Consider the following 16,749-nt stretch of genomic DNA (forward strand, 5'->3'; position numbering starts at 1 on the left):
GGCGGCCGCCGTTCAGGACGGGCTGGAAAGCCTCGGTGCCCGGTTTCACCTCGGCCCGGTGCTCAATCGCTTGCAGCGCGTGACGGATGGCCTGGAAGCGCATCTGTCCGATGGTCAGGTGATCCCTTGCGACGTGGTGGTCTCGGCCATTGGCCTGCGCCCGCGTATCGATTTGGCGGCCGCAGCCGGTGTGCAGGTCAACCGTGGCGTGGTGGTCGACCGTCACCTGAAAACCTCCCATGACAATATCTACGCGCTGGGCGACTGCGCCGAGGTCGACGGGCTCAATCTGCTGTACGTCATGCCGCTGATGAGTTGTGCCAGAGCGCTGGCCCAGACGCTGGCTGGAAACGCTACGCCAGTGAGCTACGGCCCGATGCCGATCACCGTGAAAACCCCGGTGTGTCCGTTGGTGGTATCACCGCCACCACGGGGCAGCGAGGGCGTCTGGACGGTCGAAGGGCAGGGCGCCGACATCAAAGTGTTATGCCGCGATGCCAGCGGAAAACTGCTCGGTTATGCCCTGACTGGCACCGCCGTTATGGAAAAACTGGCCCTCAACAAAGAGCTTCCGGCACTGCTGGCGTAAATAGCGGTCGTTCTGTCGGAATCACCCCGCTTTTGCCCCTACAAAGCACGCGCCGATACTGGCGCGGCTCTTCCGTGCGTGCCATCCTCACTCCCGTCTGCCGCAGAGTAGAGCACTGCGGCACCTTGGGCGCTGTTCCAACGAGAACAGCACGGACATAACAACAAAAAACCGTCAAAGGGGCTTCACTAAATGCGTAAACCAGAACTCGCCGCAGCCATTGCTGAAAAAGCAGACCTCACCAAAGAACAGGCCAACCGCGTACTCAACGCCGTTCTCGAAGAAATCACCGGCGCTCTGCATCGCAAAGACAGCGTCACGCTGGTGGGCTTCGGTACCTTCCTGCAACGCCACCGCGGTGCCCGCACCGGCAAAAACCCGCAAACCGGTGAGCCCGTCAAAATCAAGGCCAGCAACACTGTTGCGTTCAAGCCAGGCAAATCGTTGAAAGACAGCGTTAATCCATAATCGCGGCGAATTTCCAGAATCACTGGGAGAACCGGATTGAAAAATGGGCATACCGATTGAATCGGGTGCCCATTTTTTATGGGGGACCGCAATGCAACGTCAGCCTGGCGTTAGCCGACGACCGGGGACCGCCAGTCATCGGAACCCGAAGTACCGGATACTTCGTGCGTCCAGGTGATTTTGCGGTAGGTGAACTGCACTTCTTCCAGGTGCGTGAAGTGCGAGTTCGACGGGTCCTGGCAGTTGTGCATCTTGTTGTTGATGGCGACGATGATCGCGTCTTCCAGTTTGGTGGTGTAGTAGTGCTCTTGGGTACCTTGAGCCGAAGTGCGGTACCACTGGATAACGATTTCGCTCATGCGCTCGCCGGAAGTCAGGGCCGCTTGCAGCAGTGGCGAGGACTTGTCGTAGACCTTGGTGATAACCACTGGCTTGTGAACGCGCTGACCGGTTGGCTGGCCGGATTGCGGATCACGCGGGATGATCACGTCGTGGCTGAAAGCCTGAACCATGACCTGGTCTTCGTGGCCTTCCTGGTAGGTGTTGCCAACCGAATCGGCGGTGAATGCGCCGGCGGTGATCAGTCCTTGTTTTTCGCCAGTGACGGACATGTACGCTGGTGTTGCCATGGATGAGCTCCTTGCTAAAAAAATTAAGAGTGCCCGGGAAGGCGATATCGCCTGCCGGGGCCCTTGCACATGTCAAGCTTCGTACCATGTCGGGGAAACTGCCTATAAATCAAGAATGAGTAATTCTGATCTGTAGGATGTTTTTCTCGTTATTCGAAGGAGCAGGTTCGAGGGTGCGCAAGAAGTTGCGCACCGCTGCGCAACTTCCTGCGCGCTTGGCTGTAAGCCTTTAATTTCAAGGCCTGTAGCGTTATTTTGTCGACTTTGAACAGTTTGATTGCGCAACTTCTTGCGCATCATGGCATTGAGGCGACATGAAGCGGTGGGCAAAAAAAATGGGCACTCCAACGAGGTTGGGTGCCCATTTTTTATGAGTGGCGGATTAGCTGACTCGGCTGTGTTTCCTGGCGAGAATCGCCGCCATTTCCGGCTCATCCAGATCGTCCAGCGCTCGTTCGACCAACAAATGCACGCCATCGGCCATGCGGCTGAGCGCCAGGGCTACGGAGCGTTGTGGGCCGTCCACATTGTCGGCGAGGTCGGCGGCGATGGCGCTGATGGACCGAGAGTCTTCCGAAGCGTTGGCGAGCAGTGCATCAGTGTTGATATCCGGGCAAACGCTGAAGAGCTGGCCGTTGCGTTTGGGTGGTTTCGGTTTGGCTGGCGGGAAGTGATGGTCGAGGGCGCGCTCGGCGGCGTCGTTGAGTTTGTTTGAGTCGGGGCTTTCGTAGGGGGAGACCGGATCGGTGTCCGGTGGGTTGGGTGTGACCTTGAACATGATCTTCAATTCCTTATGTGATGCTGACACCACTTCGCCGACTAAACGAAGGGGGTGGCAGCTGTACGCAGGTTAGTCGGACCGGGGAATTGAAGAAGCCGGCGCACCCGAAGGTGCCCTGCGCACAGCCACCATCAAATGCAGGTCTGAGATACCTGTCTGACGGAAGCTTGTGCAACTTCAATTACCAGCGAGCGACTAAACCCGATCACTGACGATCAGTGACAGGAACCAAATTACCGACCGGCCTAAAGGCGCACAAGCCGGCGGATTCTGGCGTAGCCGTAGGCAACGGCGCAAGGTGTTGTAGCTTGCAGGACGTAACCTTGATGAGTTTTAAACAGGCGTTGTCGGGTGTGTTTAATTAGTGGAAATACTGGCCTTCTTTACCAACTTCCATAGGGGATACCGAAGTTTTCTATGTAGGTTTTGGATATTTCCGACAGGGGCCGATGCTTGCCACCGGATTTGCCTTCATATGGGCCTCTCGGGTTAATTGTTCCTTCTATCCGCATTACTTCGATAGCTTCCAGGCAGGCACCACCAAGCCAGACCTTGGCAATGCCACCTGGAGCCAAACCAATGCCGATGTTGTCACGGGATTCGGTAATCCATTCGGCGCCAAAGCGGCAAAAAGCCTTTTCAGGTTTGCGCATAATTTCCCGTGCGGATTCTGGAATGACAATGTAGGCCTCATAGGTTTGCGGTTCGGCCAACGATTGCCACCGTACGTAGATCAAACGGGGCAAATCGGCTCCAGTGACATACCTGCCCTTACCTGCGCCGTTACTGCTGACCCAGCCTTTGGCAGTGCCTTGGTTATTCGGGGGCTTTGGCACAGAGGCGATACCACCTCCCGCACCTCGGAATACTCGCTCCTGTATATCCACCACGTCAGCAGTTTCAATCCAGACCTCCATATAAGCTGGTGCAGAAAATCCCAGGAACCAAGGTAACTTTTTGTCCAATTGCGCGAAGCTTAGCGAGCAGCCAGCCAAGATCAGTCCGACCAGCAGCCCTGCGCATTTTTTGATTGGCCAGCCTGACTTGCTGGTCGGCGAAGCCGCGATACAGTTGTCACCAAGAGCCATAAGGAATCCCGAACCTTTCTATGTAAGCCTTGGATGTTTCAGACAAGGGGCGATGCTTGCCGCCGGACTTACCTTCATAAGGTCCTCTAGGGTTTACGGTCCCTTCTACCCGAGCAATCTCGACCGACTTCAAGCAGGGGCCTCCGAGCCAGACTTTAGCGATTCCGCCTGGCGCCAGACCAATGCCAATGTCGTCGCGATAGTCGGTGATCCACTTACCGTCAGCCCTGCAAAAGGCTCTTTGAGATTTGCGCATGATCTCTCGCGCTGAGTCGGAGATGACGATGTAGGCCTCATAGGTTTGTGGTTCGGCCAGCGACTGCCAGCGCACATAAATCAACCGTGGCAAGTCAGCACCAGTGACATGGCGCCCCTTCCCACCACCATTACTGCTGACCCACCCTCTGGCTGTGCCTTGATTATTCGGGGGCTTTGGCACAGAGGCGATACCACCTCCGGCACCTCGAAATACCCGATCCTGTATATCCACCACGTCAGCAGTTTCAATCCAGACTTCCATATAAGCTGGTGCAGAAAATCCCAGGAACCAAGGTAGGTCTTTATTCGATTGCGCGAAGCATTGCGTGCAGTCGAAAAGCAGCAACCCTAAAAGTAATCCTGCACATTTTGTGGAGAAAAGTGTCGAGCTACTCATTGGGGTGCACCACACGTTGGTTGTTTTTTGCGGGCCGGTTGATAAAAACAATGTCCAAGTCGCTGCTGTTGAAACCTTTGGCAGCATTCCAGTCAGCGGACAGGTGGATGTAGCGACTGCGCAACATCGTTCTTTCTTGAACCGTCAATCCCTCGACCGTCGTTTCGCCAAGGGCATATGCCTGTAACTTTTTGTGGATGGGTTCCAGTTCGTCAGGCAGAGCCAGTTTCGGGTCATTGGCATCGATGTTGTCAAACGGCACACCGTGTCTCACTGCCAGCTCACGCATGATCCGTAAATACACCAGCGACAGTTCGCCACGCACCGGGCGTTCAATGGCGGCCGCTGCAAAAACCTTCTTTTCTGGATCGGTATTGGGTTTACCTCGCTCTCTTGATAGGGGTAACGGTCTTTCCCAGCACGACACTTTGATTTCGTTACCCGGACCGTCGAAGTCGATTACACCTTTTTCATACCAAGTGAATGCCTCTTTTTCGGCGGAAAGATAAGCACCACTGCGGGTAGCATCCATGCTCTCGCTCACGGTGCTTGTAGAGGGCCTACCCAGCAGGAGTTTTTCCTTGGCTATTGGCAAATAGCCGCCGCCGAGATCCGAGTGCGCGCCGGGCAAAACCAGATCTGTTTCACCGAGGCTGTTAAGGGCGAAATTTTCACGGACTTCGTCTCGAGCGACCAAGTGAACAACCTTTTTTGCGCAGTCATCCGGGAGTTTGAGATTGACGCCGGGGTTTCTGCTGTTGGTTCCAGTGAAGTCGAGCAACCATGGGTTGGCGATCGATGCGACAGTATCGAACAGGCCGATGAAATTGATGATGACATCAGTTTTGAGGCGCCAGTTGAAGTTGCTGGACAAGATCGGCGAGCCGGCCGGCAGTGATTCCGCGAGAATGCTGTGTTCGCCGTTTAGCAATTCGTTTGTAAAGTGCCGCGCCGCTGCCGCACCTCGACTGAAGCCGAAAATATCGAATTCAATCCGATCAATTTTCATCTCTGGATTCGCCTCATCCAGTCGGCGTATCTGTTCCATTATTAACGCTGGACTCTGTTTGACTCGGGCAACCACACTTGTTTCGCCCAGCCGCCCTGTTGCTTGGGTGTAACGAGAGTCGTCACCACCGCTCGTGGTCCCGATGCCATCGACATAAATGGCGATTGAGGTCGTCGTTGCTTCTGGCAACAGCGTTTCGTCCGCTCGGTCTTCATACAGTTTGTAAAGCCGGACAATATTGCTCACATCATTCCCATAACTATTGTCCGGCGAGCTCCCGTTGCCGTCGTACCCGTAAGCCGCGCAATGCTTTTGTATTTCTTCGGCGGCCTCAGCCAGATTGGCGTCCGGTGAATAACATGCCGCCACGGTTTCGCTGTTGGCTTTGTTGTTTCCCGTACCATCAAAGAACACCCCAATCCGCAAAGTAATCCCTTCTTCTTCGACTTCCTCCTCTTCCTCCTCCAACTCATCCTCTTCCAATGACGCAGGCACGACAGGCGCCAACAACCCCGCCACTGTCCCCGGCAACAACGCATGCACCGCCATCCCCGCCCCCGGCGACCCTCCCACCTCAATTTCGCTACTGCTGAAAACCCCGTCCGCATCGATCACGATGTGGTGACCACCGGCCTTCAACGTGATGCTGGCGCCTGCGTCCAGCACCAGACTGGCGCCGGCCTTGATATGAACGTGCTCGCCAGCCTCAACCACCAGCGCTTCGCCGACTCGGGTGTAGCTGCTTGCTGCAATCTGCAGATAGTCACTGGCCTTGAGCTGAGTCTTGCGATCCTCCGTAACCGTGTGATGTTCTTCAGCCCCGAGCACCACGATGCTGTTGCCCTTGATGTTTTCCCGACGTTCGTTGCCCACTTCCAATCGGCTGTCGTTCTCGACCTTCTGCTCCAGATCCCGCTGCGCCCGCAGGTAGATCAACTCCTGCCCGGCGCGGTCTTCAATTGACAGTTCGTTGTAACCGCCTGTACGAGGGGAGCTGTGGCTGCGCAGTACGGTTCTGGTTTTGTTTTCGGGCAAGTGGTAGGGCGTGGGCATGACCTTGTTCGGTACGCAGCCGGTTATTAAGGGATGGTCGGGATTGCCTTCGAGGAAGGTGACCACGACTTCCATGCCGATACGCGGAATGGTCACCGCACCGAAATAATCCCCCGCCCAACCGGAGGAAACCCGAACCCAGCAACTGCTTTTTTCGCTGTCGAGCTCAGCCCGGTCCCAATGAAATTCGACTTTGACGCGGCCATATTCATCGCAGTAGATCTCTTCGCCTGCCGGCCCGGTGACGCGGGCGGTCTGGCAGACAAGCGGCGCTCGTTGTGTCGGCATCGGTGGTCGATAAAACACATCCCATGGAATCGCACTGAAGCTGTTGCGATAGCCCTGGGTAAATCCGTCCTCAGGTTCAGTGGTGGTGAATGACTCTTCGAGCACCTGAGGCTGCTTTCCACGATGGGTAACGCTGAGCAGCAGCCATAGGTCGTTGTACGTATCGCGTGGGTGATCCATCAGAGTGAAAAAGTGGCCGCTGCGCAGACCAGGTTGATCGCTTTCGCCCTCGGCCAATTGGTAATCGGCCCGGTGTCGTTCCAGCGTCTGTCGGGCAAGCTGCTTGCCGAGTTTTTCACTCTCGAAAAATACTGGGTAACCATAGTCTTCAAGCTCAGGGCTGAACTCGGCGGTGAAGCGACTTTCCAGTAAAAGGCTCGGGCGTTTCAGGTCGTAGTGTCGCCGGGTAACCTTGCTGGAGCGGGTGCTGAAACCCATGGATAACCGGCTGACAACGGGATGCTCCGCGACCATGCCGGAGTCTTGCTGATAGGGGGTTTCTCCCAGTTTGGGAAAGAAGGTCTGGTCCTCGGTGAACACCAGCAAATGACCTTCCGGGGAATGCTGATGGTGCCAGGTAATGCCGTCCTCGGCGCACAGCCTGCGGACGAACTCAAAATCATTTTCCCGGTATTGGGTGCAGTATTCGCGCTCGGGACTCGTTCTGACGTGGAAGGTAAACGCATCGGCCTGGATGCCATGCCCCTTGAGTACCTTTTCGATGATTTGCGGCACTGTCTGGCGCTGGAAAATCCGTTGATCGTGGCTGAACTGCAAGTAGTGCAGCGCCGGCACCAGGGTCATGCGATAGCGGGTCAGGCGCTTGCCGGCATCGCCCATGGACACCCCCGCGATATGTCCATGAATGCCTTCGCCGTTAAGGCCGAATCGCAAAAAAGCAGGTTGGTTGAGCAGGCTTTCCAGATCGATATCCGGGTACTCGCTGACCAGATCGACGTTGACTGAATACAAGGCGCTGATGGTTTCGGTGCCTTCAAAGGCGAGCACCTTGAAGTCATTGCGAACCGCTGGGATCACCAAGGTGAAGTGAGCGGCATTGGCCAGTGCGAACATTCGCTTGTCCTTTTGCTTCGTGAGCTCGTCCTTGAGCTGAGGAGGGCATAAGTCGCGTTGCCAGAGCCTTTGCCGGGCCTGAGCTAGCGTCAATGTCTGGCACGCTAACAACGCATTAAACGGGATGATGTAGGGCGCGGCTGGAAGCATTGTCTGAAACTTCCGTATTTCAGAATATTGCAGTGCTATTACAAGCGAAGTTCCTGCCATTACAAGATGTAGTGAATAATTTCAGTAACTACTCAAGCCCAAAGTGCCATCAAAGCGATGGCGCTTTTTTTGCGCTTCTATTGTTTCGCCTCGCTGCTCAAAAATATCGGAAACATTTCGGAATGCTCCTACATTAATCCTTGCTAATTGTTGGCATGCTGCACGCCTTCCCATGGAGCCTTGCAGCCAAAAGCTTGCCTGATGTTCTGCGGACAGCTCTATATCAGGTGTTTCAGAGGCTTAAGATGATGGCTTAAATATTAAATCAACAGTAGGGGATACCCCTATCCCTTTAGGGAGATCTCCTGCGGCAATAAACATCACTTCGTCTTGTTGTTTAATCGGGTGCTTGCTAGTGGCCATCATCGTGAGTACGATGCGCCCACTTTGTAAGAGCACGATCTCAATTGGATGAGACTTTTCGTAGCTCTTCGATACTGTCCCGCGCCGCTGAAAATGTTCAATGGGCGTTTGACCGTAATCCTGAATAAAGGCCATGGATGTCCTACTCAAGCAAACTTTCCGCGCATTACCTTGAACTCGCAAAAGTCTCTGTTTCCAAAGAGAATTTCGCGGGCGAGGACGTTCGCTTTTCGGGCGAATACGAGGCTCTGGAAAGCGAGCTGGCGAAAGCTTCGTCCATGCACGAAAGCGGTCAGATCGACTGGCTGAAAATCTGTGAAATCAGCGAAAACTTGCTGCGTACCCAGTCCAAGGATTTGCGGGTCGGTGCCTGGCTGACCTGGGCCTTGTACCAGCGTGAATCCTTTCAAGGCTTGCTGGCCGGTCTCAGTCTGCTGCACTACCTGTGCGAATGCCATTGGGCCGAAGTTTACCCGAGCAAGGCCCGCACCCGCGCAGCAGCCATCAGTTGGCTGGTGCCGCGTCTTGAGCAGGTGCTCACTGAAAACGTCGCGATCAAAGAGCAGTTGCCGATGTTCCGGTGGCTGGTCTCACACCTTGAGGTGTCTTCGTGTTCTGGTGGATTCGGTGTTGGCTTGATCAAAGGTGTATATCCCGTAATTAAAGAGCCGACACCGTTTCGCTTGCACTTCGAAAGAGGTGGCAGCTGTGCATAGGTGTGCAAGACCGAGCGGGATTCCCGGCAGACCCGAAGATCTCCCATACACAACTGCCATAACGGTTCGCGAGCATAGGAAAATGCTCGATGAATTGCCATAACCATTGTGTATCCCGCCGGACTTGCACGTCCGTGTCACCGATTTTGCGGCGACCAACAAAGACTATCGGCCGAGCGCAACGCTGCCTAGTTCACGAACACCCCCGCATGTTGAAGGAAACTTCCGATAGCGTCGAACGTAGAAAGACGAAATTTTCCACGCTTCTAAACACGCGCGTTTCGTCAATGACTTGGTAGTCATCAGCGTCAAAAAGCGCGCCATCTTCTTCTAACGTAACGCGATGCTGTCGTTATCGTCCGAAGTCGCTACACTGCGCCGGCCGTTCATTTTTCTCTTGAGGCTGTGCGCATGAAATTTCGTTTTCTTCTGTGGATGCTGGGTTTGTTGATGGGTAAGGCCAGCCGGACTAATCCTGCGTTTCAGCAGCAGTTGGGTGACAAGGAATTGGTGTTTCAGTTGCAGACCCTGGACGGGAAGGTGTCGCGGCATTTCTTTGTGAAGGACCAGCGGATTACCAGCAAGTCGGGCGTGTATGCCGAGCCGGCGTTTGCGATTGCGTTTAAAGATGCGGCGTATGGCTTTGCCACGATGCAGGCGAAGAACAAGCAGTTGGCGTTTATGACGGGGATTCAGGACAAGTCGATTCAGATCAAGGGGAATCCGGCGTTGGTGATCTGGTTTCAGGGGCTGACCAAGTATTTGAAGCCTAGGAAGGCAAAGGCTACCGCCAAGGTTTGACTGGGCAGGTACACCGAGTTGGATTCATCGCGGGCAAGGCCGCTCCCACAGGGATCACTTTCATCCTGTGGGAACGGGCTTGCCCGTGATGCTTTTAGGCCTGACTAAACTGCGAAGCCAGTTCACGCAGCAGCACTTCAGCCTCAAGTACTTTTGTGACCACGTCGTTAGCCTTGTCGCGGGTCAAACCAACGCGTTCGAGCAGGGCGTCGGGGATGTCCTCATCCGGACCGGAGCCGATGCCGCGAGCGCGTAGCAGGCGCACGGTCAGGCACACGAGGTTCGGGTATTCGGCGAACGGGCCATCGTAATGCGGGTCGTGCTGGAAGCGCAGGGCGACAGCCAGTTCTTCCGGCATGTCCCAGTGGCGCATCAGCCACGCGCCGATCTGTTCGCGGCTGATGCCGAGCAGGTGTTGCTCCACGTAGCTGTGGCACAGGTGCTGGTTGACTTCCAGGTGGCGGCAGATCAGCGAGAAGTGCGGCGGGAAGACGTGGGCCAACAGCAAGTAGCCGAAGTTGTGCAGCAGGCCGGCGAGGTAGGTCAGGCCGGCTTCCGGGCGCTGGGCGCGCGGCATGGCGCGGGTCAGGCCCTCGATGACGGCGGCGGTGTAGATCGATTGCTGCCAGTACGGTGTGGCGTGTTGTGGGTGGTCTTTGGGCAGGCTCAGGGTTTTGCCCAAGGCCAGGCCCAGCGCGAGGTTGATCACCAGGTCGAAACCCAGTACCCGCACAATCGCGTCTTCTACCGAACGAATCTTGCCCGGCGAGGCGTAGTACGGTGACCCGGCCCAGCTCACGACTTGGGCAGCCAGCGCCGGGTCGGTTTCGACCACGCCGGTGATGTCGTCAATGGTGGCATCGGGGTCGACGCGCAGTTTGATGATTTTCTGCGCGGTCTCGGCCAGCGGCGGAATCTCGATGGTCTCTTCCAGGCGTTGCTGGATGCGCCGCGCGGTGAAGGCCTGGACGGCCTGGGTGATTTCCTTGCGGTCATCGTTGGGGCGGTCGAGGTTCGGGCGGATGCTGGTCAGGTTCTCGCCGAAGTTGGCGGCGCTGGCCTTGGTCAGCATGGTTTTGAAGTCTTCGCTGGTGATTTCCAGCAGCAGCCCCGGCTCGCCCGAGTTGATCAGCAACTTCGGTTCGCGCAGCAGGCTTTCTTCGTAGAGGCACGGCGACGTGGTCAGCGCCGGCAGGCCGGGCAGCAGGCTCAGGCTGTGTTTGCCGAGCATTTTTACCAGGCGTTCAGTCGGCACGGCGGTGAGGTGGCGGCCGGTCAGTTCGGCGAGGCGATTGAGGTCCAGCAATTGGCTCTGCGGGAACAGCACCATCAAGGCACCGACCGCGTCTTCCACCAGAACGGCCTGCACTTTGCGCGAGGCCTTCAGGCCGTGGCGGTCCAGTACTTCTTCGTAGGCAATGCCCAGTTTGCCCAGCAGCAGCCGAATAACAGACGGAGCGTGCAAGGTTGTTTCCGGGGCGAGGGCAGCTTCAGTCATCGTCTGTATCCGTATTGAAACAGTTTGCGGGAGTATAACCAGCTTGTTTAACGGTATGGTCCACTACTTATGTCGATGCTCACACTTGTCCGTATTGCTGCCCATGGCGCAGCCAGCGGTCGAGCAATGGGCTGACATGGTCCGGCCAGCGCTCCAGCAACGCTTGGGCGGCGTCGCGTACGGCGGGCAATAGATCGGCGTCACGCATCAGGTCGGCGACCTTGAATTGCAGCAGGCCGGTCTGGCGAGTACCGAGCATTTCACCGGGGCCGCGCAGTTCGAGGTCTTTTTCGGCGATGACAAAACCGTCATTGGTTTCACGCATGATACCGAGGCGCTGGCGACCGATTTGCGACAGCGGCGGATGGTAGAGCAGCACGCAATGGCTGGCGGCGCTGCCGCGACCGACACGGCCGCGTAACTGGTGCAATTGCGCGAGGCCGAGGCGTTCGGGGTTTTCGATGATCATCAGGCTGGCGTTCGGCACGTCGACACCGACTTCGATCACGGTGGTGGCGACCAGCAGTTGCAGGTTGCCGGCTTTGAACTCGGCCATCACGGCGGCTTTTTCCACCGGCTTCATGCGCCCGTGAATCAACCCGACCTTCAACTCGCCGAGGGCGGCGGTGAGGTCTTCATAGGTGGTCTCGGCGGCCTGACAGGTCAGCTCTTCCGACTCTTCAATCAGCGTGCACACCCAATAGGCCTGACGCCCTTCGGCGCAGGCACCGCGCACCCGTTCAATGACTTCCACGCGCCGCGTATCGGTGATCAACACGGTGTTGACCGGCGTGCGACCGGGCGGCAGTTCATCGAGGATCGAGGTGTCGAGGTCGGCGTAGGCGCTCATGGCCAGCGTGCGCGGAATCGGTGTGGCGGTCATGATCAACTGGTGCGGACACATCCGTCCGCCGACGCCTTTCTGGCGTAACGCCAGGCGCTGCTGCACGCCGAAGCGGTGTTGTTCGTCGATGATCACCAGCGCCAGGTTCTTGAACTGCACTTCGTCCTGGAACAGTGCGTGTGTGCCGACCACCATCGGCGTGCCGCTGGCAATCTGTTCCAGTGCGGCCACGCGGTTCTTGCCCTTGAGCTTGCCGGCCAGCCACGCGACTTCGATGCCCAGTGGTTCGAGCCAGCGTTTGAAGGTGATGAAGTGCTGCTCGGCGAGGATCTCGGTGGGCGCCATCAACGCGACCTGGTAACCGGCTTCCAGTGCCTGAAGTGCGGCGAGGGCGGCGACCACGGTTTTGCCCGCACCGACGTCGCCCTGAATCAGGCGCAGCATCGGCTCGTGCTGGCTCAGGTCGTAGGCGATTTCGTTGCCGACCCGTTGTTGTGCGCCGGTCGGTGCGAAGCCCAGATTGGCCAGGTACCTGGACGGCAACCGGGTGGCTTTCGGCATCGCCGGTGCGCGCAGGGAACGCATGCTCTCGCGCAGGCGCTGCTGGGACAGTTGGTGGGTCAGCAGTTCTTCGAAGGCCAGACGGTGCTGCGCCCAGTGATGACCGAGGGCGAGTTCGTCGACGTCGGCATCGGCGGGCGGGTGATGCAAGTAGCGGATGGCATCGGCCAGCGGCGCGAGTTGGTAGTCGCGCGCCAGTTCGGTCGGCAGCCAGTCGGGCAGGCTGGTGGGGCTGAGCATCGTCAGGGTTTGCATGCATAGTTGGCGCAAACGCTGTTGGGTCAGGCCTTCGGTGAGCGGGTACACCGGGGTCAGGGTTTCATCCACCGGCGGTGGTTCGTCGCCGGTGATGGCGCGGTATTCCGGGTGATAGATTTCCAGCCCGGAGGCACCGGGCCGCGCTTCGCCGTAGCAGCGAATCCGCGTGCCGCGTTTGAGGCCTTCTTTCTGCGCGTTGCTGAAATGGTAGAAGCGCAGGCTGAGCCCGCCGGTGCCGTCTTGCAGGCGCACGACGAGGCTGCGGCGACGGCCCATAACCACGTCGGCGCCGCTGACGGTGCCTTCGATCACGGCGTCTTGCCCCGGTCGCAAATGGCCAATCGGGACCACACGGGTGCGGTCCTGATAGCGCAGCGGCAGGTGGAACAGCACGTCCTGAAGGTTCTCCAGACCGACCTTGGCCAGCTTCTCGGCCATGGCCTCGCCGACACCCTTGAGTGCCGTCACCGACACTTGCGACAACTCGCTCATGACAGCGACTTAAGCCGCAACAACCGGCGCGGACGGCTTGGCCACCGAGCACAGGCGAATGGAGTCAGCGAGGATCTCGATGGCTTTGGGGCGCGGGAAGCTGGCGCGCCAGGCGATGGCCACGGTGCGGAACGGCACCGGTGGTGTCAGTGGGCGCACTTCGATGATGCCGGGGGCGTAGTGATGGCTGTCGACGGCCGACAGCGGCAGGATCGAGATGCCGAGGCCCGAGGCGACCATGTGGCGGATGGTTTCCAGGGAGCTGGACTCCACCGTGGTGTGCTTGGCGCCGTCGGTGCCTTTGGCCAGGGTCGGGCAGGCTTCCAGCACTTGATCGCGGAAGCAGTGGCCTTCGCCGAGCAACAGCAAGCTCTTGTCGTTGAGCAGGCTGGCGTCGATGGAGTCTTTTTGCGTCCACGGGTGCTGGGCCGGCATCAGGACGTAGAACGGCTCGTCATAGAGCTGCAGGGTCAGGACGTCGGCTTCGTTGAACGGCAGGGCGATGATGATTGCGTCGAGCTCGCCGTTGCGCAGTTTGTCGCGCAGCACGTGGGTGAAGTTTTCTTCGATGTACAACGGCATCTGCGGGGCGACCCGGTGCAGTTGTGGAATCAGGTGCGGAAACAGGTACGGACCGACGGTGTAGATCGCGCCGACTTTCAGCGGGGCGGTCAGCTGGTTCTTGCCAGCCTGGGCGAGTTCGCGGATGCCTTGGGCTTGCTCCAGGACTTTCTGCGCCTGGGCCACGATGCCTTCACCGACCGGGGTCAGGCGCACGGCACTTTTGCTGCGCTCGAAAATCAGCACACCGAGTTCGTCTTCAAGCTTTTTCACGCCTACCGACAGGGTCGGTTGACTGACGTGGCAACGCTCGGCCGCGTGGCCGAAATGCTGCTCTTGGGCGAGGGTAACGATGTAGCGTAATTCTGTCAGAGTCATAGCAAGCGTCCATGTAGTTGCGCGCCAAGCATAACGGCTGCAATCGATAGACGCACGTTATCAGAGTGAGTGTGCTGAGTGACACCGGGTAATGCGTGTTTGCCGTTGCCAGATACACGAAAGGCACCTTTCGGTGCCTTTATGGCTGCTGTATGACCCTGTGGGAGCGAGCCTGCTCGCGAAGGCGGTGTAACAGTCAACGAAGATGTTGAATGTAATGGCCTCTTCGCGAGCAGGCTCGCTCCCACTTGGGTTTGTCGGTGACTTAACGCCGGCGTTTTTCCAGTGAGTAAACAAACGGTGCAACGATTTCGATGGCGCCGTTGGTCAGCATGTCGGCCGGTGGCTTGGGCAGTGGCTGGGCGCGGCGGATCATTTCCAGGGTGGCCCGGTCCAGATCGGCAGTACCAGAGGCGCCCACCAGCTCGAACGACAACACGTTACCTTCGGCATCCACTACGAAGCGCAGGCGGTTCATGCCTTCCTTGCCCCGCGCCTGCGCACTGGCCGGGTACTTCTTGTACTTGGCCAGGTGAGCGAGCAGAGTGCCTTGCCAGCTGGCCTTGGCGGCTTGCTGCGCGGCGGATGGACCCGGTGCCGGTTGTGCGGATTTCTCCGTCGGCGCATTGGTCGGTGGCGCCTCGCTCGGTTTCTCCTCGGACGGCTTCTCCTTCGGCGGCTCCGGCTTTTTCTCCACAGGCTTGGGCGGTTGCGGCTTGGGCTTGGGTTTGACCGGCTTGGGCACGGCAATCTCGGCCTTGGGCGCTTCAGCCAGTTTCGGGATCGGCAGCTCTTCCACCGGGGCCGGAGGCTGCGGCGGCGTAATGACCTTTGGCGGAGCGGGCGGTGGCGGTGCCGGAACCGGCGCCAACTCGACCATCATGGCCTGCGGCGGCAATTCGATCGGCGGGTGCGAGGACCAGTTCAGTGCCAGCGCGATGGCCAGTGCGTGAACGCCCAGCACCACGGCCAGGCTCCCGCTGTAACGCGTCAGCTTATGGCGCGTCGTGATCATTTCTTGACTGCCGACTCGAGCCCGACCAGACCCACCTTCAGGTAACCGGCAGAACGCAGGTTATCCATCACGCTCATCAGGTCGCCGTAATCCACGCCTTTGTCGGCCTGGAAGAAGATCGTCGTGTCTTTCTTGCCCTGAGTCTTGACATCGAGTGTGGCGCCGAGTGCTTCGGCTTTCACTTCGTCTTCGCCGAGGAACAGGCGCTGGTCAGCCTTGACGCTGAGGAACACCGGCTTTTCAGGGCGTGGTGCCGGCTTGGCGGTGGAGGCGGGCAGGTCGACCTTGATGTCCACGGTGGCCAGCGGGGCGGCCACCATGAAGATAATCAACAGCACCAACATCACGTCGATAAACGGCGTGACGTTGATTTCGTGGTTCTCGGCCAGATCGTCGTCTGCGCCTTCTTTCAAATGCAAGCCCATGGCGGATTACCCTACTTTGACCATGTGCGGTTGCGTGGAGCGCTCAGCGGTCGGCAGGTGATCGAGGTCACGGCTGACCAGCAGCAGGACTTCAGCCGAGGCGTCGGAGACTTGTGCCTTATAACCTGCGATTGAGCGGGCGAAGACGTTGTAGATCACCACGGCAGGGATCGCTGCAACCAGACCCAGCGCCGTCGCCAGCAGGGCTTCGGCGATGCCGGGAGCCACGACAGCGAGGTTGGTGGTCTGGGTTTTGGCGATGCCGATGAAGCTGTTCATGATGCCCCACACGGTACCGAACAGACCCACGAACGGCGCGGTGGAACCGATGGTGGCGAGAACGCCGGTGCCGCTGCTCATGTTGCGACCGCAGGCCGCCACCAGGCGCTCAAGGCGGAACGCAACACGTTCCTTGATGCCTTCTTTCTCGCGGCTGTTGACCGACAGGCGCATTTCTTCCAGGGCGTCGTGGACCAGCAGGTTGGCGAGGGTGCCTTCCTTGGTTGCCGAAGCGCTGGCTTCTTTAAGTGTGGTGGCTTTTTTCAGGTGGACGATTTCGCTGCGCAGACGACGCTTGGCGCCCATCAGCTCAAGACCCTTGGCGATCCAGATGGTCCACGTGATGATCGAGGCGATGGCCAGACCGATCATCACGATTTTTACGATGATGTCGGCATTCTGATACATGCCCCATGGCGACAGGTCGTGGGCCATGCCCAAGGTGTTGTCGGCTTCGAGCACCTCAGGAACGTCTTCAGCAGCAACAGCTTGAGCCGGATCAGTGGCGGCAGGAGTGGCGACTGGGGCGACAACGGCAGGATCGGCTGGCGCTGGAGCCACGGCGGTGGCTGGTGTGGCGGGCGCTTGTGCGTCAGCGAAAGCGGCGGTCGGTGCCAGCATCAGACTGAGCAACAGAGCAGCCACTGCATGCCAGGCGCGAGGGCGTTTGGTTGGCGAAGCGGAGAATTGATTGCGTGTCATGCTGGCCGGACC

15 protein-coding genes and 1 pseudogene are annotated in these 16,749 nt (G+C 58.3%); 4 read left to right on the forward strand and 12 right to left on the reverse strand.

The genetic code is table 11. The features are described 5' to 3' along the window. Positions 1 to 589: FAD-dependent oxidoreductase (locus PMI22_RS25715; protein WP_007943098.1), on the forward strand; the 589-nt coding region annotated here is incomplete at its 5' end. A gap of 192 nt (positions 590 to 781) precedes the next feature. Then, positions 782 to 1,057 (forward strand): HU family DNA-binding protein, encoded by a 276-nt coding sequence (locus PMI22_RS25710; RefSeq protein ID WP_003213368.1) that lies wholly within the window; start codon positions 782 to 784, stop codon positions 1,055 to 1,057. A gap of 110 nt (positions 1,058 to 1,167) precedes the next feature. On the opposite strand, the gene PMI22_RS25705 is transcribed toward PMI22_RS25710, so the two are convergent. The 6 genes from PMI22_RS25705 to PMI22_RS25680 form a co-directional block, all read right to left on the reverse strand. Further along, positions 1,168 to 1,686, reverse strand: coding sequence for an Hcp family type VI secretion system effector (locus PMI22_RS25705; protein ID WP_007943099.1), 519 nt, complete (start codon positions 1,684 to 1,686; stop codon positions 1,168 to 1,170). A gap of 382 nt (positions 1,687 to 2,068) precedes the next feature. Beyond that, positions 2,069 to 2,464 (reverse strand): DUF6124 family protein, encoded by a 396-nt coding sequence (locus PMI22_RS25700; RefSeq protein ID WP_007943100.1) that lies wholly within the window; start codon positions 2,462 to 2,464, stop codon positions 2,069 to 2,071. A gap of 386 nt (positions 2,465 to 2,850) precedes the next feature. Next, complete coding sequence (locus PMI22_RS25695) at positions 2,851 to 3,555, reverse strand: DUF2931 family protein (RefSeq protein WP_007943101.1); 705 nt, start codon at positions 3,553 to 3,555, stop codon at positions 2,851 to 2,853. Beyond that, positions 3,542 to 4,210: a DUF2931 family protein gene (locus tag PMI22_RS25690; RefSeq protein ID WP_007943102.1), complete on the reverse strand. Its 669-nt coding sequence runs from the start codon at positions 4,208 to 4,210 to the stop codon at positions 3,542 to 3,544. Before PMI22_RS25690 ends, PMI22_RS25695 begins: the two co-directional genes overlap by 14 nt. Further along, entirely contained in the window at positions 4,203 to 7,634 is a 3,432-nt protein-coding gene (gene tssI, locus PMI22_RS25685) for a type VI secretion system tip protein TssI/VgrG (protein ID WP_033048743.1), read from the reverse strand. The genes PMI22_RS25690 and tssI overlap by 8 nt, the downstream gene beginning before the upstream one ends. 450 nt (positions 7,635 to 8,084) lie before the next feature. Next, the gene (locus tag PMI22_RS25680; RefSeq protein WP_007943106.1) at positions 8,085 to 8,342 is read right to left on the reverse strand and encodes a hypothetical protein; all 258 of its coding nucleotides are present in this window, start codon (positions 8,340 to 8,342) and stop codon (positions 8,085 to 8,087) included. Positions 8,343 to 8,344: 2 nt separating this feature from the next. Here PMI22_RS25680 and PMI22_RS25675 point away from each other — a divergent pair. Next, positions 8,345 to 8,809: pseudogene (locus PMI22_RS25675) on the forward strand (type VI secretion system ImpA family N-terminal domain-containing protein); the annotation flags it as partial. Between the two features lie 525 nt (positions 8,810 to 9,334). Next, positions 9,335 to 9,724 (forward strand): hypothetical protein, encoded by a 390-nt coding sequence (locus tag PMI22_RS25670; protein ID WP_007943108.1) that lies wholly within the window; start codon positions 9,335 to 9,337, stop codon positions 9,722 to 9,724. A gap of 94 nt (positions 9,725 to 9,818) precedes the next feature. Here the strand turns inward: PMI22_RS25670 and PMI22_RS25665 are convergent, their stop codons facing one another. The 6 genes from PMI22_RS25665 to exbB all read right to left on the reverse strand — a co-directional run bounded on the left by PMI22_RS25665 (position 9,819) and on the right by exbB (position 16,737). Next, on the reverse strand, positions 9,819 to 11,222 hold the full coding sequence (locus PMI22_RS25665; protein ID WP_007943109.1) for an aminoacyl-tRNA deacylase and HDOD domain-containing protein: 1,404 nt from the start codon (positions 11,220 to 11,222) through the stop codon (positions 9,819 to 9,821). A 79-nt stretch (positions 11,223 to 11,301) separates the two neighbouring features. After that, on the reverse strand, positions 11,302 to 13,377 hold the full coding sequence (recG, locus tag PMI22_RS25660; protein ID WP_007943110.1) for an ATP-dependent DNA helicase RecG: 2,076 nt from the start codon (positions 13,375 to 13,377) through the stop codon (positions 11,302 to 11,304). 9 nt (positions 13,378 to 13,386) lie between these two features. Next, on the reverse strand, positions 13,387 to 14,316 hold the full coding sequence (locus PMI22_RS25655) for a hydrogen peroxide-inducible genes activator (RefSeq protein WP_007943111.1): 930 nt from the start codon (positions 14,314 to 14,316) through the stop codon (positions 13,387 to 13,389). 265 nt (positions 14,317 to 14,581) lie between these two features. Continuing rightward, positions 14,582 to 15,331 carry a TonB family protein gene (locus PMI22_RS25650; RefSeq protein WP_007943112.1) on the reverse strand — a complete coding sequence of 250 codons (750 nt, stop codon included), beginning with the start codon at positions 15,329 to 15,331 and terminating at the stop codon, positions 14,582 to 14,584. Next, positions 15,328 to 15,756 (reverse strand): TonB system transport protein ExbD, encoded by a 429-nt coding sequence (gene exbD, locus PMI22_RS25645; protein WP_007943113.1) that lies wholly within the window; start codon positions 15,754 to 15,756, stop codon positions 15,328 to 15,330. The genes PMI22_RS25650 and exbD overlap by 4 nt, the downstream gene beginning before the upstream one ends. A gap of 6 nt (positions 15,757 to 15,762) precedes the next feature. After that, entirely contained in the window at positions 15,763 to 16,737 is a 975-nt protein-coding gene (gene exbB, locus PMI22_RS25640; RefSeq protein WP_007943114.1) for a tonB-system energizer ExbB, read from the reverse strand. Positions 16,738 to 16,749 lie beyond the last annotated feature (12 nt).

Source organism: Pseudomonas sp. GM21 (genome assembly GCF_000282215.1).
Taxonomy (GTDB): Bacteria; Pseudomonadota; Gammaproteobacteria; order Pseudomonadales; family Pseudomonadaceae; genus Aquipseudomonas.